Source organism: Kluyvera genomosp. 2 (assembly GCF_036759865.1).
In the GTDB taxonomy this organism is placed as follows: Bacteria; Pseudomonadota; Gammaproteobacteria; order Enterobacterales; family Enterobacteriaceae; genus Kluyvera; species Kluyvera ascorbata_B.
On the sequence record NZ_JAPKIA010000022.1, the window covers coordinates 62,618 to 82,556 of the forward strand.

Annotated in this window: 29 protein-coding genes; 26 read left to right on the forward strand and 3 right to left on the reverse strand. The window is 53.3% G+C overall.

The window, feature by feature from the left end; all coding sequences use genetic code 11:
• Nucleotides 1-13: 13 nt before the first annotated feature.
• Nucleotides 14-1,921, reverse strand: coding sequence for an ABC transporter ATP-binding protein (locus tag V6942_RS20810; protein ID WP_106925163.1), 1,908 nt, complete (start codon nucleotides 1,919-1,921; stop codon nucleotides 14-16).
• A 172-nt stretch (nucleotides 1,922-2,093) separates the two neighbouring features.
• Between V6942_RS20810 and kefG the strand changes: the two genes are divergently transcribed.
• The 4 genes from kefG (at nucleotide 2,094) to slyD (ending at nucleotide 5,354) form a co-directional block, all read left to right on the forward strand.
• Nucleotides 2,094-2,645, forward strand: a complete 552-nt coding sequence (kefG, locus tag V6942_RS20815) for a glutathione-regulated potassium-efflux system ancillary protein KefG (RefSeq protein WP_146145698.1) — start codon at nucleotides 2,094-2,096, stop codon at nucleotides 2,643-2,645.
• A complete protein-coding gene (gene kefB / locus V6942_RS20820) occupies nucleotides 2,645-4,450 on the forward strand; it encodes a glutathione-regulated potassium-efflux system protein KefB (RefSeq protein WP_106925164.1) in 1,806 nt (601 codons plus the stop codon). The genes kefG and kefB overlap by 1 nt, the downstream gene beginning before the upstream one ends.
• 10 nt (nucleotides 4,451-4,460) lie before the next feature.
• A complete protein-coding gene (locus V6942_RS20825) occupies nucleotides 4,461-4,661 on the forward strand; it encodes a YheV family putative zinc ribbon protein (RefSeq protein WP_106925165.1) in 201 nt (66 codons plus the stop codon).
• 96 nt (nucleotides 4,662-4,757) lie between these two features.
• Nucleotides 4,758-5,354 carry a peptidylprolyl isomerase gene (gene slyD / locus V6942_RS20830; protein ID WP_106925166.1) on the forward strand — a complete coding sequence of 199 codons (597 nt, stop codon included), beginning with the start codon at nucleotides 4,758-4,760 and terminating at the stop codon, nucleotides 5,352-5,354.
• A 112-nt stretch (nucleotides 5,355-5,466) separates the two neighbouring features.
• On the opposite strand, the gene V6942_RS20835 is transcribed toward slyD, so the two are convergent.
• Complete coding sequence (locus tag V6942_RS20835; RefSeq protein ID WP_106925167.1) at nucleotides 5,467-5,685, reverse strand: protein SlyX; 219 nt, start codon at nucleotides 5,683-5,685, stop codon at nucleotides 5,467-5,469.
• Between the two features lie 231 nt (nucleotides 5,686-5,916).
• Between V6942_RS20835 and fkpA the strand changes: the two genes are divergently transcribed.
• From fkpA to bfr, 11 genes are all read left to right on the forward strand, one after another.
• Nucleotides 5,917-6,738 carry an FKBP-type peptidyl-prolyl cis-trans isomerase gene (fkpA, locus tag V6942_RS20840; RefSeq protein WP_106925168.1) on the forward strand — a complete coding sequence of 274 codons (822 nt, stop codon included), beginning with the start codon at nucleotides 5,917-5,919 and terminating at the stop codon, nucleotides 6,736-6,738.
• Between the two features lie 165 nt (nucleotides 6,739-6,903).
• Nucleotides 6,904-7,626: a helix-turn-helix transcriptional regulator gene (locus tag V6942_RS20845; RefSeq protein WP_064541597.1), complete on the forward strand. Its 723-nt coding sequence runs from the start codon at nucleotides 6,904-6,906 to the stop codon at nucleotides 7,624-7,626.
• Nucleotides 7,626-8,012 (forward strand): sulfurtransferase complex subunit TusD, encoded by a 387-nt coding sequence (gene tusD / locus V6942_RS20850; RefSeq protein ID WP_182929918.1) that lies wholly within the window; start codon nucleotides 7,626-7,628, stop codon nucleotides 8,010-8,012. The genes V6942_RS20845 and tusD overlap by 1 nt, the downstream gene beginning before the upstream one ends.
• On the forward strand, nucleotides 8,012-8,371 hold the full coding sequence (gene tusC, locus V6942_RS20855; RefSeq protein ID WP_106925170.1) for a sulfurtransferase complex subunit TusC: 360 nt from the start codon (nucleotides 8,012-8,014) through the stop codon (nucleotides 8,369-8,371). The genes tusD and tusC overlap by 1 nt, the downstream gene beginning before the upstream one ends.
• Before the next feature lie 7 nt (nucleotides 8,372-8,378).
• Entirely contained in the window at nucleotides 8,379-8,666 is a 288-nt protein-coding gene (gene tusB / locus V6942_RS20860) for a sulfurtransferase complex subunit TusB (protein WP_106925171.1), read from the forward strand.
• A gap of 123 nt (nucleotides 8,667-8,789) precedes the next feature.
• The gene (gene rpsL / locus V6942_RS20865) at nucleotides 8,790-9,164 is read left to right on the forward strand and encodes a 30S ribosomal protein S12 (RefSeq protein WP_000246815.1); all 375 of its coding nucleotides are present in this window, start codon (nucleotides 8,790-8,792) and stop codon (nucleotides 9,162-9,164) included.
• Between the two features lie 95 nt (nucleotides 9,165-9,259).
• A complete protein-coding gene (rpsG, locus tag V6942_RS20870; protein WP_035894363.1) occupies nucleotides 9,260-9,730 on the forward strand; it encodes a 30S ribosomal protein S7 in 471 nt (156 codons plus the stop codon).
• A gap of 96 nt (nucleotides 9,731-9,826) precedes the next feature.
• Nucleotides 9,827-11,941 carry an elongation factor G gene (gene fusA / locus V6942_RS20875; protein ID WP_106925172.1) on the forward strand — a complete coding sequence of 705 codons (2,115 nt, stop codon included), beginning with the start codon at nucleotides 9,827-9,829 and terminating at the stop codon, nucleotides 11,939-11,941.
• A gap of 69 nt (nucleotides 11,942-12,010) precedes the next feature.
• The gene (gene tuf, locus V6942_RS20880; RefSeq protein ID WP_003031109.1) at nucleotides 12,011-13,195 is read left to right on the forward strand and encodes an elongation factor Tu; all 1,185 of its coding nucleotides are present in this window, start codon (nucleotides 12,011-12,013) and stop codon (nucleotides 13,193-13,195) included.
• Nucleotides 13,196-13,378: 183 nt separating this feature from the next.
• Entirely contained in the window at nucleotides 13,379-13,573 is a 195-nt protein-coding gene (gene bfd, locus V6942_RS20885; protein WP_035894970.1) for a bacterioferritin-associated ferredoxin, read from the forward strand.
• A gap of 72 nt (nucleotides 13,574-13,645) precedes the next feature.
• Nucleotides 13,646-14,122, forward strand: a complete 477-nt coding sequence (gene bfr, locus V6942_RS20890; protein WP_106930832.1) for a bacterioferritin — start codon at nucleotides 13,646-13,648, stop codon at nucleotides 14,120-14,122.
• On the opposite strand, the gene V6942_RS20895 is transcribed toward bfr, so the two are convergent.
• Nucleotides 14,106-14,582 carry an A24 family peptidase gene (locus V6942_RS20895; protein WP_333501768.1) on the reverse strand — a complete coding sequence of 159 codons (477 nt, stop codon included), beginning with the start codon at nucleotides 14,580-14,582 and terminating at the stop codon, nucleotides 14,106-14,108. The genes bfr and V6942_RS20895 overlap by 17 nt on opposite strands.
• A 377-nt stretch (nucleotides 14,583-14,959) precedes the next feature.
• On the opposite strand from V6942_RS20895, the gene rpsJ reads away from it, so the two are divergent.
• The 11 genes from rpsJ to rpsQ are packed head-to-tail and all read left to right on the forward strand — an operon-like array spanning nucleotide 14,960 to nucleotide 19,913.
• Nucleotides 14,960-15,271 carry a 30S ribosomal protein S10 gene (gene rpsJ / locus V6942_RS20900; RefSeq protein WP_001181005.1) on the forward strand — a complete coding sequence of 104 codons (312 nt, stop codon included), beginning with the start codon at nucleotides 14,960-14,962 and terminating at the stop codon, nucleotides 15,269-15,271.
• A gap of 32 nt (nucleotides 15,272-15,303) precedes the next feature.
• Nucleotides 15,304-15,933 (forward strand): 50S ribosomal protein L3, encoded by a 630-nt coding sequence (rplC, locus tag V6942_RS20905; protein ID WP_064541630.1) that lies wholly within the window; start codon nucleotides 15,304-15,306, stop codon nucleotides 15,931-15,933.
• A 10-nt stretch (nucleotides 15,934-15,943) separates the two neighbouring features.
• Complete coding sequence (gene rplD, locus V6942_RS20910; RefSeq protein ID WP_000424395.1) at nucleotides 15,944-16,549, forward strand: 50S ribosomal protein L4; 606 nt, start codon at nucleotides 15,944-15,946, stop codon at nucleotides 16,547-16,549.
• Nucleotides 16,546-16,848 carry a 50S ribosomal protein L23 gene (rplW, locus tag V6942_RS20915; protein WP_000617546.1) on the forward strand — a complete coding sequence of 101 codons (303 nt, stop codon included), beginning with the start codon at nucleotides 16,546-16,548 and terminating at the stop codon, nucleotides 16,846-16,848. Before rplD ends, rplW begins: the two co-directional genes overlap by 4 nt.
• 17 nt (nucleotides 16,849-16,865) lie before the next feature.
• Nucleotides 16,866-17,687, forward strand: a complete 822-nt coding sequence (gene rplB, locus V6942_RS20920; protein WP_008457150.1) for a 50S ribosomal protein L2 — start codon at nucleotides 16,866-16,868, stop codon at nucleotides 17,685-17,687.
• Nucleotides 17,688-17,703: 16 nt separating this feature from the next.
• A complete protein-coding gene (rpsS, locus tag V6942_RS20925) occupies nucleotides 17,704-17,982 on the forward strand; it encodes a 30S ribosomal protein S19 (protein ID WP_001138117.1) in 279 nt (92 codons plus the stop codon).
• A gap of 14 nt (nucleotides 17,983-17,996) precedes the next feature.
• Nucleotides 17,997-18,329 (forward strand): 50S ribosomal protein L22, encoded by a 333-nt coding sequence (rplV, locus tag V6942_RS20930; RefSeq protein ID WP_035894978.1) that lies wholly within the window; start codon nucleotides 17,997-17,999, stop codon nucleotides 18,327-18,329.
• A gap of 17 nt (nucleotides 18,330-18,346) precedes the next feature.
• Entirely contained in the window at nucleotides 18,347-19,045 is a 699-nt protein-coding gene (gene rpsC / locus V6942_RS20935) for a 30S ribosomal protein S3 (RefSeq protein ID WP_006817277.1), read from the forward strand.
• A gap of 12 nt (nucleotides 19,046-19,057) precedes the next feature.
• Nucleotides 19,058-19,468, forward strand: a complete 411-nt coding sequence (rplP, locus tag V6942_RS20940) for a 50S ribosomal protein L16 (RefSeq protein WP_035894979.1) — start codon at nucleotides 19,058-19,060, stop codon at nucleotides 19,466-19,468.
• Nucleotides 19,468-19,659 carry a 50S ribosomal protein L29 gene (rpmC, locus tag V6942_RS20945; protein WP_002919754.1) on the forward strand — a complete coding sequence of 64 codons (192 nt, stop codon included), beginning with the start codon at nucleotides 19,468-19,470 and terminating at the stop codon, nucleotides 19,657-19,659. Before rplP ends, rpmC begins: the two co-directional genes overlap by 1 nt.
• Nucleotides 19,659-19,913, forward strand: a complete 255-nt coding sequence (rpsQ, locus tag V6942_RS20950; protein ID WP_035894980.1) for a 30S ribosomal protein S17 — start codon at nucleotides 19,659-19,661, stop codon at nucleotides 19,911-19,913. Before rpmC ends, rpsQ begins: the two co-directional genes overlap by 1 nt.
• The last annotated feature ends 26 nt before the right edge of the window (nucleotides 19,914-19,939 follow it).

Genomic DNA, 19,939 nt, shown 5'->3' on the forward strand with positions numbered 1-19,939 from the left:
TCCGCCCTTCTTGTCAGTCGTTTTGCATCATTTGTTCGAGCTGCTCCTGCGCCTCGAGCCACGCCATTTCGCACTCCTCCAGCCCGGATTTGGCGCTGGCCTGAAGCTGCAGGCATTCGGTCATTTCGGCTTTGCGGCTCGGATCGTAAAGGCTGCTGTCACCCAGCTTTTCTTCCGCCTGCGCCAACTGGGCATTGAGTTTCTCCATCTCTTTTTCCAGGCGGGTAATCTCTTTGCGCAGCGGCTGGGTCAGCGTGCGTAGCTCGGCTTCACGGCGCTTCTGGTCTTTACGCGATTGAGCGCTGTTGGCGTTGTTTTCTTTTGGCGCTTCGTCGGCCTGGTTTTCCTGTTTTTGCACGTCGCTCAGCCACTGCTGATAATCTTCCAGGTCGCCGTCGAATGGCTCGACCTTTTTGTCGTGCACCAGATACAGATCGTCAGTGGTGGAGCGGATCAGGTGGCGATCGTGCGAGACCACGACCAGCGCGCCTTCGAAATCGATCAGCGCTTCGGTCAGCGCCTGGCGCATATCGAGATCCAGGTGGTTAGTCGGTTCATCGAGCAGCAGCAGGTTCGGGCGCTGCCAGACGATCAGCGCCAGCACCAGACGGGCTTTCTCGCCGCCAGAGAAACGGGCGGTGTGTTCGGTCACTTTGTCGCCCTGGAAGCCGAAGCCGCCGAGGTAGTCGCGTAGCTTCTGCTCCAGCTCCTGTGGCGCCATACGCGCCAGATGCTGCAACGGCGATTCGTCCGCGCGCAGGAATTCCAGCTGATGCTGGGCGAAGTAACCGAGCTTAATGCCTTTGGCGAGGCCGATTTCGCCGTGCAGCGGCTCCAGTTCGCCCGCCAGCAGCTTAATCAGCGTCGATTTACCCGCGCCGTTGCGGCCCAGCAGGCCGATACGCGAGCCCGGCACCAGGTTCAGCTTGATGGATTCGAGGATCGTGCGATCGCCGTAACCCGCGCTGACCTTTTCCATTTTCAGCAATGGGTTCGGCAGGCTTTCCGGCGCGCGGAAGCTGAAGTGGAACGGGTTATCGACGTGGGCCGGGGCAATTAGCTCCATACGCTCAAGCATCTTGATACGGCTCTGTGCCTGCTTGGCCTTCGTAGCCTTCGCACGGAAACGGTCGATATAGCTTTGCAGATGCGCCACGCGCTCCTGCTGGCTTTCGTACATCGCCTGTTGCTGCGCCAGGCGCGTCGCGCGCTGTACTTCAAACGAGCTGTAGTTGCCGGTGTACTCGAACATCGTTTCTTGTTCGATATGAATAATTTTGTCCACCACCGGGTCGAGGAAGTCGCGGTCGTGGGAAATCAGAATCAGCGTGCCCTGGTAGCTCTTCAGCCATCTCTCCAGCCAGATCACCGCATCAAGGTCGAGGTGGTTAGTCGGTTCATCGAGCAGCAGCAGGTCGGAGCGGCAAATCAGCGCCTGCGCCAGGTTAAGGCGCATACGCCAGCCGCCCGAGAAGTCGCTGACCGGGCGGTCGAGCTGTTCGTTGCTGAAGCCCAGACCGTGCAGCAGGCTGGAGGCACGAGAGCGGATAGTCCACGCGTCAATCGCGTCCAGCTTGCCGTGAACGGTGGCAATGGCGTGGCCATCATCGCGTTCGTTAGCATCGTTGAGCTGAGCTTCAAGCTGGCGATATTCGCGGTCACCGTCAATGACATAGTCCAGAGCGGGCTGAGGCAGCGCAGGGGTTTCCTGGTTTACCCACGCCAGTTGCCAGCTGCTGGGATAGGTAAAGTTGCCGCCGTCGGCGCTTATCTCGTTTTTCAGCAGCGCGAGCAGCGTGGATTTGCCACAGCCGTTTTTCCCCACCAGGCCGACTTTCTGCCCTGGGTTGATGGTGGCCGATGCGTTATCCAGCAGGACACGCACGCCGCGACGAATTTGTAACGAGGAGAAAACAATCATAAGGCGCCGTATGTTCTGAATATGTTAAATTGTCATTGTGGTAATGTAATGTGGTAAGCGAATCGCTAGACCGGGCCGCAATGGTAGCCCAAAACGATGACTATACACAAAATCATTCAGGTTGCGTTTAGCGACCCGAAAGAGGATGTGATTGACGCCCGGGAGGGGAATAATGACGCAGACGGCGAAAGTATTGCTGATCTATGCCCATCCGGAATCACAGGACTCGGTCGCTAACCGGGTTTTGCTCAAGCCGGCTTTGCAGTTAAGTAACGTGACCGTGCACGATCTGTACGCGCACTATCCTGATTTTTTTATTGATATCCCGCGCGAGCAGGCGCTGCTGCGCGAGCATGATGTCATTGTCTTCCAGCACCCGCTTTATACCTACAGCTGCCCGGCGCTGCTCAAAGAGTGGCTTGACCGCGTACTCAGCCGCGGCTTTGCCAGCGGTATTGGTGGCAATCAGCTGGCAGGAAAGTATTGGCGCAGCGTTATCACAACCGGTGAACCGGAAAGCGCCTATCGTCATGACGGGCTCAACCGTTATCCGATGAGCGATATTCTGCGCCCGTTTGAACTCACCGCCGCTATGTGCCATATGCACTGGATGAGTCCGATAATTGTTTATTGGGCGCGACGTCAGCCGCCTAATGAACTGGCAAGCCAGGCGAAAGCCTACGCCGACTGGCTGGCGGCGCCGATAACGGCAGGAGGGCGATGATGGAAGGCTCTGATTTATTGCTTGCGGGCGTACTGTTCCTCTTTGCGGCGGTCGCCGCGGTGCCGTTGGCAGCGCGGCTTGGGATCGGTGCGGTGTTAGGTTACCTGCTGGCGGGGATAGCAATTGGCCCCTGGGGGCTCGGGTTTATTAGCGACGTTGACGAAATTCTCCATTTCTCTGAACTGGGCGTGGTGTTCCTGATGTTTATCATCGGCCTGGAGCTGAACCCGGCCAAGCTGTGGCAGCTGCGGCGGCCCATTTTTGGCATCGGGGCCGCTCAGGTTATTTTCAGCGCGGCAATCCTCGGCGGTCTGCTGATGCTAACTAACTTCTCGTGGCAGGCGGCGGCAATTGGCGGGATTGGTCTGGCGATGTCGTCAACGGCGATGGCCCTGCAGCTGATGCGTGAAAAGGGCATGAATCGCAGCGAAGCGGGGCAGCTCGGCTTCTCGGTGCTACTGTTTCAGGATTTGGCGGTGATTCCGGCGCTGGCGCTGGTGCCGCTGCTGGCGGGGGCCGGTGACGAGCATTTTAACTGGCAGACCGTGGGGCTGAAGGTGCTGGCTTTTGCCGGCATGCTGATCGGCGGGCGCTACCTGCTGCGTCCGGTATTCCGCTTTATTGCCAGCTCAGGCGTGCGCGAGGTGTTTACCGCCGCCACGCTGCTGTTGGTGCTGGGCTCGGCGCTGTTTATGGATGCGCTGGGGCTGTCGATGGCCCTGGGGACCTTTATTGCGGGCGTGCTGCTGGCGGAAAGCGAATACCGTCACGAGCTGGAAATCGCCATTGAGCCGTTTAAAGGGCTGCTGTTGGGCCTGTTCTTTATTTCGGTGGGCATGTCGCTCAATCTCGGCGTGCTTTACAGCCACCTGCTGTTGGTCATTGGCTGCGTGACGCTGCTGGTAGCGGTGAAAACGATGGTGCTGTATCTATTGGCCCATCTTAACGGGATGCGCAGCGCGGAGCGGATGCAGTTTGCCGGCGTGCTGAGCCAGGGCGGGGAGTTTGCCTTTGTGCTGTTCTCCGCGGCATCGTCGTTTAAGGTCTTTAAGGGCGACCAGATGTCGCTGCTGCTGGTGACCGTCACCCTATCAATGATGACGACACCGCTGTTGATGAAGGTGGTTGACCGGGTGCTGGCGCGCCGCTTTAACGGGCCGGAAGAAGAGGATGAAGCGCCGTGGGTGGATGACGATAAACCGCAGGTGATCGTCGTAGGTTTTGGTCGTTTTGGTCAGGTAATAGGGCGCCTGCTGATGGCTAACAAGCTGCGCATTACCGTACTTGAGCGCGATATCAGCGCCGTTAAGTTGATGCGTAAATACGGCTACAAGGTGTATTACGGCGATGCGACTCAGGTTGAGCTGCTGCGTTCGGCTGGGGCCGAGCAGGCGCAGTCGATCGTTATCACCTGCAACGAGCCGGAAGATACCATGAAGCTGGTGGAGATCTGCCAGCAGCACTTCCCGCACCTGAAAATTATGGCCCGTGCGCGAGGACGTGTGGAGGCGCACGAACTGTTGCAGGCGGGCGTGGTACAGTTTTCCCGCGAGACCTTCTCCAGTGCGCTTGAGCTGGGGCGTAAGGCACTTATCTCGACCGGTATGCATCCGCATCAGGCACAGCGCGCGCAGCTACATTTTAAGCGGCTGGATATGCGTATGTTGCGTGAACTCATGCCGGTACACAGCGACACCCAACAAATTTCGCGCGTGCGGGAAGCGCGGCGCGAGCTGGAGGAGATCTTCCAGCGTGAAATGCAGCAAGAGCGACGGCAGCTGGACGGCTGGGATGAATTTGAATAGAAGGTGAAGCATGGCGGTACGTAAACGTTTTATCGCGGGCGCAAAATGCCCGTCGTGTCAGGCGCAGGACTCGATGGCGATGTGGCGCGAAAATAATATTGATGTAGTTGAATGTGTTAAGTGCGGGCATCAGATGCGCGAGGCCGATAAAGAGGCGCGCGATCATGTGCGCAAAGAGGAACAAGTGATCGGTATTTTTCATCCGGAGTAGCGATCCGTGCTGTCTTTTTTTAAGCTTATGGGTACACGGGTGTAGAATTCCGCTACAATCTGCGCCACTAAAATATTCCCATGCTCAGGAGATATCATGAAAGTAGCAAAAGACCTGGTGGTCAGCCTGGCCTATCAGGTACGTACAGAAGACGGTGTGTTGGTTGATGAGTCTCCGGTAAGTGCTCCGCTGGACTACCTGCATGGTCACGGTTCCCTGATCTCCGGCCTGGAAAACGCGCTGGACGGTCACGAAGTGGGTGATAAATTCGACGTTGCTGTTCAAGCTAACGACGCTTACGGTCAGTATGATGAAAACCTGGTGCAGCGCGTTCCTAAAGACGTGTTCATGGGCGTTGACGAACTGCAGGTTGGCATGCGCTTCCTGGCAGAAACCGACCAAGGTCCGGTTCCGGTTGAAATCACCGAAGTGGAAGACGATCACGTTGTGGTTGACGGCAACCACATGCTGGCTGGCCAGAACCTGAAGTTCAACGTGGAAGTTGTCGCTATCCGCGAAGCAACCGAAGAAGAACTGGCTCACGGCCACGTACACGGTGCGCACGATCATCACCACGATCACGGTGAAGATGGCTGCTGTGGCGGTCACGGCCATGACCACGGTCACGACCACGGCGGCGAAGGCTGCTGCGGCGGTGGCGGTAAAGGCAACGGCGGCTGCGGTTGCCACTAAGCCGTCTGTTTGCCTGATGGCGCTGCGCTTATCAGGCCTACGGCAGGCCGGATAAGACGTTGACGTCATTATCCGGCACAAAAAAAGCGGGGAAACCCGCTTTTTTTACGCCTCAATAATGGGGCGGCGGCGTCTCTTCGGATTGAGACGCGATATTTGACGGCTGGCTGGCTTTCAGCTTTTCCGTCAGCAGGCGCAGATGCTCGCGCAGTTTGGCCATTTCCATTTCATGGGCAGTGACCGTCTGGTTGAGGTCATCAATGGTGATTTCCTGGAAGGCCAGTCGGCTTTCCAGCTCAGCCAGACGCGCCTCGATTGTCGTTTCCTGCATGATGTCTCTCTCCCCTGTTATCGGCAAAAGCGTTACCGCCGCGGCGGATTCTACGCAACTTTATCCACCCGTGCAGCACTGCCGTACGTGAGCGGAAACTTATTTAAACAAAAAGAGTCTGAAAAGGGTCGATATAAGGCGCGTTCGTATGTAGATTTCCTCTACAACGTTCTATAGTACGCTTCTCATTTTGTTAACATGGGGCGAGAGGCCCCGGCCCTGGAGAGATGGATGAAATCACTGTTTAAAGTAACGCTTCTGGCAACCACAATGGCCGTTGCACTGAATGCGCCGATGACCTTCGCGGCTGACGCGGCGGCGAAAGCAGCACCGGCAGCAGAGAGCAAAGCGTCATTCAAAAATGACGACCAGAAATCTGCTTATGCGCTGGGCGCATCGCTGGGTCGTTACATGGAAAATTCCCTGAAAGAACAGGAAAAACTGGGTATCAAACTGGATAAAGACCAGCTGATCGCCGGCGTTCAGGACGCGTTTGCTGACAAGAGCAAACTGTCCGATCAGGAAATCGAACAAACTCTGCAGGCCTTTGAGACTCGCGTGAAGGCCTCCGCTCAGGCGAAGATGGAAAAAGACGCCGCTGACAACGAAGCGAAAGGCAAAGCCTTCCGTGAGAAGTTTGCTAAAGAGAAAGGCGTGAAGACCTCTAAAACCGGTCTGCTGTTCAAAGTAGAGAAAGAAGGCACCGGCGAAGCGCCGAAAGACAGCGATACCGTGGTGGTAAACTACAAAGGTACGTTGATCGACGGTAAAGAGTTCGATAACTCCTACACCCGCGGTGAGCCGCTGTCCTTCCGTCTTGATGGTGTTATCCCTGGCTGGACTGAAGGCCTGAAAAACATCAAGAAAGGCGGTAAAATCCAGCTGGTTATCCCACCAGATCTGGCCTACGGTAAAACCGGTGTTCCGGGTATTCCGGCTAACTCAACGCTGGTCTTCGACGTTGAGCTGTTAGACGTGAAACCGGCACCGAAAGCCGAAGCGCAGCCTGAAGCTGCACCGGCAGACAAGGCCGCTGCCGCGAGCAAAAAATAATAGTCAGATTGCCGCCGCCCACTGGGCGGCGGCTTTTTATTATCGGCAGGGTATAATTAATGCTGGAAAGCGCCTTATGCGCTGTATTACTTTAGATGCCCCTAATAGTGATGAGCCTGCCCTGACAACATAACGACAGGCTCCTGAAAAGGAGTGCTTTTTTTCATGTCCAGGTCGCTTTTAACCAACGAAACCAGTGAGCTTGATTTACTGGATCAACGTCCTTTCGATCAAACCGACTTCGATATCCTGAAATCCTATGAAGCGGTAGTGGACGGGTTGGCGATGCTCATTGGTTCCCACTGCGAAATCGTGCTGCATTCACTTCAGGATCTCAAATGTTCGGCTATTCGTATCGCCAACGGCGAACATACCGGGCGTAAAATTGGCTCGCCCATTACCGACCTCGCGCTGCGGATGCTGCATGATATGACCGGGGCGGATAGCAGCGTTTCCAAATGCTACTTTACTCGCGCCAAAAGCGGCGTGCTGATGAAGTCGGTTACCATCGCCATTCGCAATCGCGATCAGCGCGTGATTGGCCTGCTGTGCATCAATATGAATCTTGATGTACCGTTCTCGCAGATCATGAATACCTTTATTCCGCCTGAAACACCGGAAGTCGGCTCTGCGGTTAACTTTGCTTCCTCGGTTGAGGACCTGGTCACCCAGACGCTGGAATTCACCATTGAAGAGGTGAATGCCGATCGCAACGTTTCCAATAACGCCAAAAACCGCCAGATCGTGCTCAACCTTTACGAGAAGGGTATCTTTGATATCAAAGACGCTATCAACCAGGTCGCCGATCGTCTGAACATCTCCAAACACACCGTCTACCTCTACATTCGCCAGTTTAAGAACGGCGATTTCCTGGGACAGGATAAGTAATGCGTTTTGCCCTGATGGTGACCGGCCCGGCCTACGGCACGCAGCAGGCCAGCAGCGCGCTGCAGTTCGCGCAGGCGGCGCTGGCGGAAGGTCATGAGATAGCCTGCGTCTTTTTCTATCGTGAAGGGGTGTATAACGCCAATCAGCTGACGTCTCCTGCCAGCGATGAGTTTGATTTAGTTCGCGCGTGGCAGTCGCTGCATGATACGCATGGCGTGGCGCTGCATATTTGCGTGGCGGCGGCACTGCGTCGCGGTGTGTCCGATGAAACGCAAGCCGCCCAGCTTGGCCTGCCCATGTTTAACCTACAGCCGGGTTTCTTGCTAAGCGGATTGGGTTCGCTGGCTGAAGCTGCGCTGACCTGCGATCGAATGGTGCAGTTCTGATGAAACGCGTTGCGTTTGTTTTTTCCAGCGCGCCGCACGGCAGCGCTGCGGGCCGTGAAGGGCTGGATGCGCTGCTGGCGACGTCGGCCTTGAGCGAAGATTTAGGCGTCTTTTTCATCGGCGACGGCGTGTTTCAGCTGCTCAGCCAGCAGACGCCTGGCGTTATTCTGGCCCGAGACTACATCGCCACGTTCAAACTGCTGGCGCTCTACGATATTGAAAACTGCTGGATTTGCGCCGCCTCGATGCGTGAGCGTGGTCTGGCGGCAGAGACGACGTTTGTCGCCGACGTTGAGCCGTTAGAACCGGATGCCCTGCGCGACCGGCTTAACGGTTACGATGTGATTCTGCGCTTCTGAGGCCCTTATGCTGCATACGCTCAGTACTTCTCCCTGGCATTCAGACATCGCGGGCATGATCCGCATGATGGCTGAAGGCGACGACCTGCTGCTGATCGCCGACGGCGTGTTGGCGGCGGTTGAAAACAGCCACTTCCTTGAAATTCTGCGCGCTGCCCCCATATCCATCCACGTGTTGAATGTAGATGTGCAAGCGCGCGGTCTTTGTGCTCAAATTTCGAGCGATGTCATCATGGTCAGCTATACTGACTTCGTCAGGTTAACGGTAAAACACCCGGTTCAGATGTCCTGGTAATGCCATACCGTTGTATATTTCTTGACACCCTTTCGGCATGGCCCTAAAATTTCGCGTCCTCATATTATATGAGGCGATTTATTACGTGTTTACGAAGCAAAAGCTAAAACCAGGAGCTATTTAATGGCAACAGTTAACCAGCTGGTTCGCAAACCACGTGCTCGCAAAGTTGCAAAAAGCAACGTGCCTGCACTGGAAGCCTGCCCGCAGAAACGTGGCGTATGTACTCGTGTATATACTACCACTCCTAAAAAACCGAACTCCGCACTGCGTAAAGTTTGCCGTGTTCGTCTGACTAACGGTTTTGAAGTGACTTCCTACATCGGTGGTGAAGGTCACAACCTGCAGGAGCACTCCGTGATCCTGATCCGTGGCGGTCGTGTAAAAGACCTTCCGGGTGTTCGTTACCACACCGTTCGTGGTGCGCTTGACTGCTCCGGCGTTAAAGACCGTAAGCAAGCTCGCTCCAAGTATGGCGTGAAGCGTCCTAAGGCTTAATGGTTCTCCGTTAAGTAAGGCCAAACGTTTTATATTAATGTCAAACTAAACTCTTTGAGTTTTGGACAATCCTGAATTAACAACGGAGTATTTCCATGCCACGTCGTCGCGTCATTGGTCAGCGTAAAATCCTGCCGGATCCTAAGTTCGGATCAGAACTGCTGGCTAAATTTGTTAACATCCTGATGGTAGATGGTAAAAAATCTACTGCAGAATCAATCGTATACAGCGCGCTGGAGACCCTGGCTCAGCGTTCTGGTAAAAATGAACTGGAAGCATTCGAAGTTGCGCTCGAAAACGTGCGCCCGACTGTCGAAGTTAAGTCCCGCCGTGTAGGTGGTTCTACTTATCAGGTTCCAGTTGAAGTTCGTCCGGTTCGTCGTAATGCCCTGGCAATGCGTTGGATCGTAGAAGCTGCTCGTAAACGCGGTGATAAATCCATGGCTCTGCGCCTGGCGAACGAACTTTCTGACGCTGCAGACAACAAAGGTACTGCAGTTAAGAAACGTGAAGACGTTCACCGTATGGCAGAAGCCAACAAGGCGTTCGCACACTACCGTTGGTAATCCCTTCGGAGTATTAGTCACCAGGCGGGCGCTTCAGCGAAGCAGCCCGCTTTGGGTTACTTAACTGAACGCCTAAAAAGATAAACGAGGAATCAAATGGCTCGTACAACACCCATCGCACGCTACCGTAACATCGGTATCAGTGCGCACATCGACGCCGGTAAAACCACTACTACCGAACGTATTCTGTTCTACACCGGTGTAAACCACAAAATCGGTGAAGTTCACGACGGCGCCGCTACCATGGACTGGATGGAGCAGGAGCAGGAACGTGGTATTACCATCACTTCCGCAGCGACTACTGCATTCTGGTCTGGTATGGCTAAGCAGTATGAACCGCACCGCGTAAACATCATCGACACCCCGGGGCACGTTGACTTCACTATCGAAGTAGAACGTTCCATGCGTGTTCTTGATGGTGCAGTAATGGTTTACTGCGCAGTTGGTGGTGTTCAGCCACAGTCTGAAACCGTATGGCGTCAGGCTAACAAATATAAAGTTCCACGCATCGCGTTCGTTAACAAAATGGACCGTATGGGTGCTAACTTCCTGAAAGTTGTTGGTCAGATCAAAACCCGTCTGGGCGCGAACCCGGTTCCGCTGCAGCTGGCAATTGGTGCTGAAGAAGGTTTCACCGGTGTTGTTGACCTGGTGAAAATGAAAGCCATCAACTGGAACGATGCAGACCAGGGCGTTACCTTCGAATACGAAGATATCCCGGCTGACATGCAGGAACTGGCTGACGAATGGCACCAGAACCTGATCGAATCCGCTGCTGAAGCTTCTGAAGAGCTGATGGAGAAATACCTGGGTGGTGAAGAACTGACTGAAGAAGAGATCAAAAAAGCTCTGCGTCAGCGCGTTCTGAACAACGAAATCATCCTGGTAACCTGTGGTTCTGCGTTCAAGAACAAAGGTGTTCAGGCGATGCTGGATGCGGTAATTGATTACCTGCCATCCCCGGTTGACGTACCTGCGATCAACGGCATCCTGGACGACGGTAAAGATACCCCGGCTGAGCGTCACGCAAGCGACGACGAGCCGTTCTCTGCACTGGCGTTCAAAATTGCTACCGACCCGTTCGTGGGCAACCTGACCTTCTTCCGTGTGTACTCCGGTGTGGTTAACTCTGGTGATACCGTACTGAACTCCGTGAAAACTGCACGTGAGCGTTTCGGTCGTATCGTTCAGATGCACGCAAACAAACGTGAAGAGATCAAAGAAGTTCGCGCGGGCGACATCGCTGCTGCAATCGGTCTGAAAGACGTAACCACTGGTGACACCCTGTGTGACCCGGATGCGCCGATCATTCTGGAACGTATGGAATTCCCTGAGCCGGTAATCTCCATCGCAGTAGAACCGAAAACCAAAGCTGACCAGGAAAAAATGGGTCTGGCTCTGGGCCGTCTGGCTAAAGAAGACCCGTCATTCCGCGTATGGACCGACGAAGAATCTAACCAGACCATTATCGCCGGTATGGGTGAGCTGCACCTCGACATCATCGTTGACCGTATGAAACGTGAATTCAACGTTGAAGCGAACGTCGGTAAACCTCAGGTTGCTTACCGTGAAGCGATTCGCGCGAAAGTTACCGATATCGAAGGTAAACACGCTAAGCAGTCTGGTGGTCGCGGTCAGTACGGTCATGTTGTTATCGACATGTACCCGCTGGAGCCGGGTTCCAACCCGAAAGGCTACGAGTTCATCAACGACATTAAAGGTGGTGTAATCCCTGGCGAATACATCCCGGCCGTTGATAAAGGTATCCAGGAACAGCTGAAATCTGGCCCGCTGGCTGGTTACCCGGTTGTTGACATGGGTGTTCGTCTGCACTTCGGTTCTTACCATGACGTTGACTCCTCTGAATTGGCGTTTAAACTGGCCGCTTCTATCGCCTTCAAAGATGGCTTTAAGAAAGCAAAACCAGTTCTGCTTGAACCGATCATGAAGGTTGAAGTAGAGACTCCGGAAGAGAACACTGGTGACGTTATCGGTGACTTGAGCCGCCGTCGTGGTATGCTCAAAGGTCAGGAATCCAACGTGACTGGCGTTGTGATCCACGCTGAAGTTCCGCTGTCCGAAATGTTCGGTTATGCAACTCAGCTGCGTTCACTGACCAAAGGCCGTGCTTCTTACTCCATGGAGTTCCTGAAGTACGACGATGCGCCGAACAACGTTGCTCAGGCCGTTATTGAAGCCCGTGGTAAATAATCCACAGGATTAAAACCTAAGTCCCGTGCTCTCTCCAAAGGGGAGAGCACTATAGTAAGGAATATAGCCGTGTCTAAAGAAAAATTTGAACGTACAAAACCGCACGTTAACGTCGGCACCATCGGCCACGTTGACCACGGTAAAACTACCCTGACCGCTGCAATCACCACCGTACTGGCTAAAACCTACGGCGGTGCTGCTCGTGCTTTCGACCAGATCGATAACGCGCCGGAAGAAAAAGCTCGTGGTATCACCATCAACACTTCTCACGTTGAATATGACACCCCGACTCGCCACTACGCACACGTAGACTGCCCGGGCCACGCCGACTATGTTAAAAACATGATCACCGGTGCTGCGCAGATGGATGGCGCGATCCTGGTTGTTGCTGCGACTGACGGCCCGATGCCGCAGACTCGTGAGCACATCCTGCTGGGTCGTCAGGTAGGCGTTCCGTACATCATCGTGTTCCTGAACAAATGCGACATGGTTGATGACGAAGAGCTGCTGGAACTGGTTGAAATGGAAGTTCGTGAACTTCTGTCTCAGTACGATTTCCCGGGCGACGACACTCCGATCGTTCGTGGTTCTGCTCTGAAAGCGCTGGAAGGCGAAGCAGAGTGGGAAGCGAAAATCATCGAACTGGCTGGCTTCCTGGATTCTTACATCCCGGAACCAGAACGTGCTATCGATAAGCCGTTCCTGCTGCCGATCGAAGACGTATTCTCCATCTCCGGTCGTGGTACCGTTGTTACCGGTCGTGTAGAACGCGGTATCATCAAAGTTGGCGAAGAAGTTGAAATCGTTGGTATCAAAGAGACTGCTAAGTCTACCTGTACTGGCGTTGAAATGTTCCGCAAACTGCTGGACGAAGGCCGTGCTGGTGAGAACGTTGGTGTTCTGCTGCGTGGTATCAAACGTGAAGAAATCGAACGTGGTCAGGTACTGGCTAAGCCGGGTTCTATCAAGCCGCACACCAAGTTCGAATCTGAAGTGTACATCCTGTCCAAAGACGAAGGCGGCCGTCATACTCCGTTCTTCAAAGGCTACCGTCCGCAGTTCTACTTCCGTACTACTGACGTGACTGGTACCATCGAACTGCCGGAAGGCGTTGAGATGGTAATGCCGGGCGACAACATCAAAATGGTTGTTACCCTGATCCACCCGATCGCGATGGACGACGGTCTGCGTTTCGCAATCCGTGAAGGCGGCCGTACTGTAGGTGCGGGCGTTGTTGCTAAAGTAATGAGCTAATTATTGCTTAATTAGCTTTGAGCTTAAAAAGGGCGCTTCGGCGCCCTTTTTGCTTTTCTGATGTTTATTACTGCGCATTTTTAACCGCTCTCTTTATCTCTTTCGTGCTGCAATTTGCATGTCGCTATTGTAATCATAATTATTCTCACTTACACTTTGTTCAGAAATTGAACGGGAGTGGGTATGTACGTTTGTTTATGTAATGGCGTCAGCGATAAAAAAATTCGCCAGGCAGTACGCCAGTTTCATCCGCAGTCTTTCCAGCAGTTAAGAAAATGTATTCCTATTGGAAATCAATGCGGTAAATGCGTTCGTGCGGCCCGTGAGGTGATGGAAGACGAATTAATGCAAATGCCAGAGTTCAAAGAGATTGCCTGAGCCCGGATTTCTTTTTTGACATCCCTGTAGTCCGTTCTACGCTTCAATATGTGGAAGCGGAGGGTCTATAAAATGAAAGGTGATGTTAAGATAATAAATTATCTCAATAAATTATTGGGAAACGAGCTTGTCGCAATAAACCAATACTTTCTCCACGCGAGAATGTTCAAAAACTGGGGCCTGATGCGCCTCAACGATATTGAGTATCACGAATCCATCGATGAAATGAAACACGCCGATCGCTACATCGAGCGTATTCTGTTTCTTGAAGGGATCCCCAATCTGCAGGACCTGGGCAAGCTGCATATCGGCGAGGACGTCGAGGAGATGCTGCAGTCTGACCTTAAGCTTGAGCTGGACGGCGCGAAAGATCTCCGTGAAGCGATAGCCTATGCCGATAGTGTTCATGATTATGTCAGTCGCGATATGCTGATCAATATCCTGACTGAGGAAGAACATCACATCGACTGGCTGGAAACCGAGCTGGATTTGATTAGTAAAATTGGCCTGCAGAACTACCTTCAGTCGCAGATCAAAGTCGAAGATTAAACCCCGACACGCCGGCAACAATAAAACCCGCAGCCCCCAGAAATGGACCGAACGGCAGCGGGTTTTTTATGCCCGCCAACGAGCGTTGCCAGCAGGCTGTGCTGAATACGTATATCGCAGCCATCGTGCTGGCCGTTAGCACTAAAACCGGCAGCGATGGCCAGCCATGCCACGCTCCCAACGCCGCCAGATATTTTACGTCGCCGTAGCCTAATCCCTCACGCCCGCGAAGCCCCCGGCATCCCCAATAAATCATGGCCATGGCACCATAGCCGGCAAAAATTCCCCATAGTGCATCATTAACGTTAGCCGGCCGCAGGCTCAGCTGAAAGAGCAGCCCCGCCCACAGGAGAGGGCAGGTGAGACGGTCGGGCAGCAACCCCGTGCGAGCGTCATGCCAGCACAGGGCGCTGCTCAACAGCACGTAGGCAATAAAGAAAGGAAAGGCGATAAGCGTCATTGTTTGGATACCGGTCTGGAAATATTGGGCGAGTGTGGCGGGAGGGGAGAAGGGTGGCAAACGGCAACATCACGCTGTGCGAGGCGTTATCCAGAAAAATTGCGCGGCTTGCCGTTTTGCAGGCTGCTTTGCGCCTCTTTCCGCAGAATAAGGTGACTATTTAATAAACGCGACTTGCTTCACATGGGCATTTGTGTATAATGCGCGGGCTTGTCTAATATTGACAGGCGGTTCAATCTGAACCAGGTACTGCGAAAGCGATACCAGACAATGTTCCCAATTGGGGAACTCTGTAAGAACGGTTACACTCTCCCATCAATCGTAATGGGTTTGAGGAGTAACTATTTCGTCTATAAAATAATTGGAGCTCTGGTCTCATGCAGAACCAAAGAATCCGTATCCGCCTGAAAGCGTTTGATCATCGTCTGATCGATCAATCAACCGCGGAAATCGTCGAGACTGCTAAGCGCACTGGTGCGCAAGTCCGTGGTCCGATCCCGCTGCCGACCCGCAAAGAGCGTTTCACCGTTCTGATCTCTCCGCACGTTAACAAAGACGCGCGTGATCAGTACGAGATTCGTACTCACAAGCGTCTGGTTGACATCGTTGAGCCAACTGAAAAAACCGTTGATGCTCTGATGCGTCTGGACCTGGCTGCCGGTGTAGACGTGCAGATCAGCCTGGGTTAATCAGGTCATCGAGCGATTGAGAGGTTGATACAATGATTGGTTTAGTCGGTAAAAAAGTGGGTATGACCCGCATCTTCACTGAAGATGGCGTATCTATCCCAGTAACCGTTATCGAAGTTGAAGCAAACCGCGTTACTCAGATCAAAGATCTGGCTAACGATGGCTATCGCGCTGTTCAGGTTACCACTGGTGCTAAAAAAGCTAACCGTGTAACTAAGCCGGAAGCTGGCCACTTCGCTAAAGCTGGCGTAGAAGCCGGTCGCGGCCTGTGGGAATTCCGTCTGGCTGATGGTGAAGAATACACCGTAGGTCAGAGCATCAGCGTAGAACTGTTTGCTGACGTTAAAAAAGTTGACGTAACCGGTACCTCTAAAGGTAAAGGTTTCGCTGGTACCGTTAAGCGCTGGAACTTCCGTACCCAGGACGCTACTCACGGTAACTCCTTGTCCCACCGCGTTCCGGGTTCTATCGGTCAGAACCAGACTCCGGGCAAAGTGTTCAAAGGCAAGAAAATGGCAGGTCAGCTGGGCAACGAACGCGTCACTGTTCAGAGCCTGGACGTAGTACGTGTTGACGCTGAGCGCAACCTGCTGCTGGTTAAAGGTGGTGTTCCGGGTGCGACCGGTTGCGACCTGATCGTTAAACCAGCTGTGAAGGCGTAAGGGGATAGCAATGGAATTAGTATTGAAAGACGCGCAGAGCGCGCTGACTGTTTCCGAAACTACCTTCGGTCGTGATTTCAACGAAGCGCTGGTTCACCAGGTTGTTGTTGCTTATGCAGCTGGTGCTCGTCAGGGTACTCGTGCTCAGAAGACTCGTGCTGAAGTAACTGGTTCTGGTAAAAAACCATGGCGCCAGAAAGGTACCGGCCGTGCGCGTTCAGGTTCTATCAAGAGCCCGATCTGGCGTTCTGGTGGCGTGACCTTCGCTGCTCGTCCGCAGGACCACAGTCAAAAAGTTAACAAAAAGATGTACCGCGGCGCGCTGAAAAGCATCCTGTCCGAACTGGTACGTCAGGATCGTCTGATCGTTGTCGAGAAGTTCTCTGTTGAAGCGCCTAAAACTAAGCTGCTGGCACAGAAACTGAAAGACATGGCTCTGGAAGATGTGCTGATCATCACCGGTGAGCTGGACGAAAACCTGTTCCTGGCTGCGCGCAACCTGCACAAGGTTGACGTACGCGATGCAACTGGTATCGACCCGGTTAGCCTGATCGCCTTCGACAAAGTCGTAATGACTGCTGATGCTGTTAAGCAAGTTGAGGAGATGCTGGCATGATTCGTGAAGAACGTCTGCTGAAGGTGCTGCGCGCACCGCACGTTTCTGAAAAAGCGTCTACTGCGATGGAAAAAACTAACACCATCGTTCTCAAAGTTGCTAAAGACGCGACCAAAGCAGAAATCAAAGCTGCTGTGCAGAAACTGTTTGAAGTCGAAGTCGAAGTCGTTAACACCCTGGTTGTTAAAGGGAAAGTTAAACGTCACGGACAGCGTATCGGTCGTCGTAGCGACTGGAAAAAAGCTTACGTCACCCTGAAGGAAGGCCAGAATCTGGACTTCGTTGGCGGCGCTGAGTAAGTCGGAGGAGTAATACAATGGCAGTTGTTAAATGTAAACCGACATCTCCGGGTCGTCGCCACGTTGTTAAAGTGGTTAACCCTGAGCTGCACAAGGGCAAACCTTTTGCTCCGCTGCTGGAAAAAAACAGCAAATCCGGTGGTCGTAACAACAATGGCCGTATCACCACTCGTCACATTGGTGGTGGTCACAAGCAGGCTTACCGTATTGTTGACTTCAAACGCAACAAAGATGGTATCCCGGCAGTTGTTGAACGTCTTGAGTACGATCCGAACCGCTCCGCGAACATCGCGCTGGTTCTGTACAAAGACGGCGAGCGCCGTTACATCCTGGCCCCGAAAGGCCTGAAAGCTGGCGACCAGATTCAGTCTGGCGTTGATGCTGCAATCAAAGCAGGTAACACCCTGCCGATGCGCAATATCCCGGTTGGTTCTACCGTTCATAACGTAGAAATGAAACCAGGTAAAGGCGGTCAGCTGGCACGTTCCGCTGGTACTTACGTTCAGATCGTTGCTCGTGATGGTGCTTATGTCACCCTGCGTCTGCGTTCTGGTGAAATGCGTAAAGTCGAAGCAGACTGCCGTGCAACTCTGGGCGAAGTTGGCAATGCTGAGCATATGCTGCGCGTTCTGGGTAAAGCCGGTGCTGCACGCTGGCGTGGTGTTCGTCCGACCGTTCGCGGTACCGCGATGAACCCAGTCGATCACCCACATGGTGGTGGTGAAGGTCGTAACTTTGGTAAGCACCCGGTATCCCCGTGGGGCGTTCAGACCAAAGGTAAAAAGACCCGCAGCAACAAGCGTACTGATAAATTCATCGTACGTCGCCGTAGCAAATAATTTTAGAGGATAAGCCATGCCACGTTCTCTCAAGAAAGGTCCTTTTATTGACCTGCACTTGCTGAAGAAGGTAGAGAAAGCGGTGGAAAGCGGAGACAAGAAGCCCCTGCGCACTTGGTCCCGTCGTTCAACGATCTTTCCTAACATGATCGGTTTGACCATCGCTGTCCATAATGGTCGTCAGCACGTTCCAGTCTTTGTTACCGACGAAATGGTTGGTCACAAACTGGGTGAATTCGCACCGACTCGTACTTATCGCGGCCACGCTGCTGATAAAAAAGCGAAGAAGAAATAAGGTAGGAGGAAGAGATGGAAACTTTAGCTCAACATCGCCATGCTCGTTCTTCTGCTCAGAAGGTTCGCCTTGTTGCTGACCTGATTCGCGGTAAGAAAGTGTCGCAGGCACTGGAAATTCTGACCTACACCAATAAGAAAGCGGCTGTACTGGTCAAGAAAGTTCTGGAATCTGCCATTGCTAACGCTGAACACAACGATGGCGCTGACATTGACGATCTGAAAGTTACGAAAATTTTCGTAGACGAAGGCCCGAGCATGAAGCGCATTATGCCGCGTGCGAAAGGTCGTGCAGATCGCATCCTGAAGCGCACCAGCCACATCACTGTGGTTGTGTCCGATCGCTGAGACTCTGGAGACTAGCAATGGGTCAGAAAGTACATCCTAATGGTATTCGCCTGGGTATTGTAAAACCATGGAACTCAACCTGGTTTGCGAACACCAAAGAATTCGCTGACAACCTGGACAGCGACTTTAAAGTACGTCAGTACCTGACTAAGGAACTGGCGAAGGCGTCCGTATCTCGTATCGTTATCGAACGTCCGGCTAAGAGCATCCGTGTGACAATTCACACTGCTCGCCCGGGTATCGTGATCGGTAAGAAAGGTGAAGACGTAGAAAAACTGCGCAAAGTCGTAGCTGATATTGCTGGCGTTCCTGCCCAGATCAATATCGCCGAAGTGCGTAAGCCTGAACTGGACGCAAAACTGGTTGCTGACAGCATCACTTCTCAGCTGGAACGTCGCGTTATGTTCCGTCGTGCTATGAAGCGTGCTGTACAGAACGCAATGCGTCTGGGCGCTAAAGGTATCAAAGTTGAAGTTAGCGGCCGTCTGGGCGGCGCGGAAATCGCACGTACCGAATGGTACCGCGAAGGTCGCGTACCGCTGCACACTCTGCGTGCTGACATCGACTACAACACCTCTGAAGCGCACACCACTTATGGTGTAATCGGCGTTAAGGTATGGATCTTCAAAGGTGAGATCCTGGGTGGTATGGCTGCTGTTGAACAACCGGAACCGGCTGCTCAACCTAAAAAGCAGCAGCGTAAAGGCCGTAAATAAGGAGCGTCGCTGATGTTACAACCAAAGCGTACAAAATTCCGTAAAGTGCACAAAGGCCGTAACCGCGGTCTGGCGCAGGGTACGGATGTTAGCTTCGGCAGCTTCGGCCTGAAAGCTGTTGGCCGTGGTCGTCTGACTGCCCGTCAGATCGAAGCAGCACGTCGTGCAATGACCCGTGCAGTTAAGCGTCAAGGTAAGATCTGGATCCGTGTATTCCCGGACAAACCGATCACCGAAAAACCGCTGGCAGTGCGTATGGGTAAAGGTAAAGGTAACGTGGAGTATTGGGTTGCCTTGATCCAACCGGGCAAAGTCCTGTATGAAATGGACGGTGTTCCGGAAGAGCTGGCCCGTGAAGCATTCGGCCTCGCTGCAGCGAAACTGCCGATCAAAACCACCTTTGTAACTAAGACGGTGATGTAATGAAAGCAAAAGAGCTGCGTGAAAAAAGCGTTGAAGAGCTGAACGCTGAGCTGCTGAACCTGCTGCGTGAGCAGTTCAACCTGCGCATGCAGGCTGCAAGTGGCCAGCTGCAACAGACTCACCTGCTGAAGCAGGTTCGTCGTGATGTTGCACGCGTTAAGACTTTACTGACTCAGAAGGCGGGTGCGTAATGACCGATAAAATCCGTACTCTGCAAGGTCGCGTAGTTAGCGCAAAAATGGAGAAATCCATTGTTGTTGCTATCGAACGTATGGTGAAACACCCGGTATACGGCAAATTCATCAAACGTACGACCAAACTGCACGTACATGACGAGAACAACGAATGCGGCATGGGCGACGTGGTTGAAATCCGCGAATGCCGTCCGCTGTCCAAGACTAAATCCTGGACGCTGGTTCGCGTTGTAGAGAAAGCGGTTCTGTAATACAGTACTCGTTCTCGATACGAATA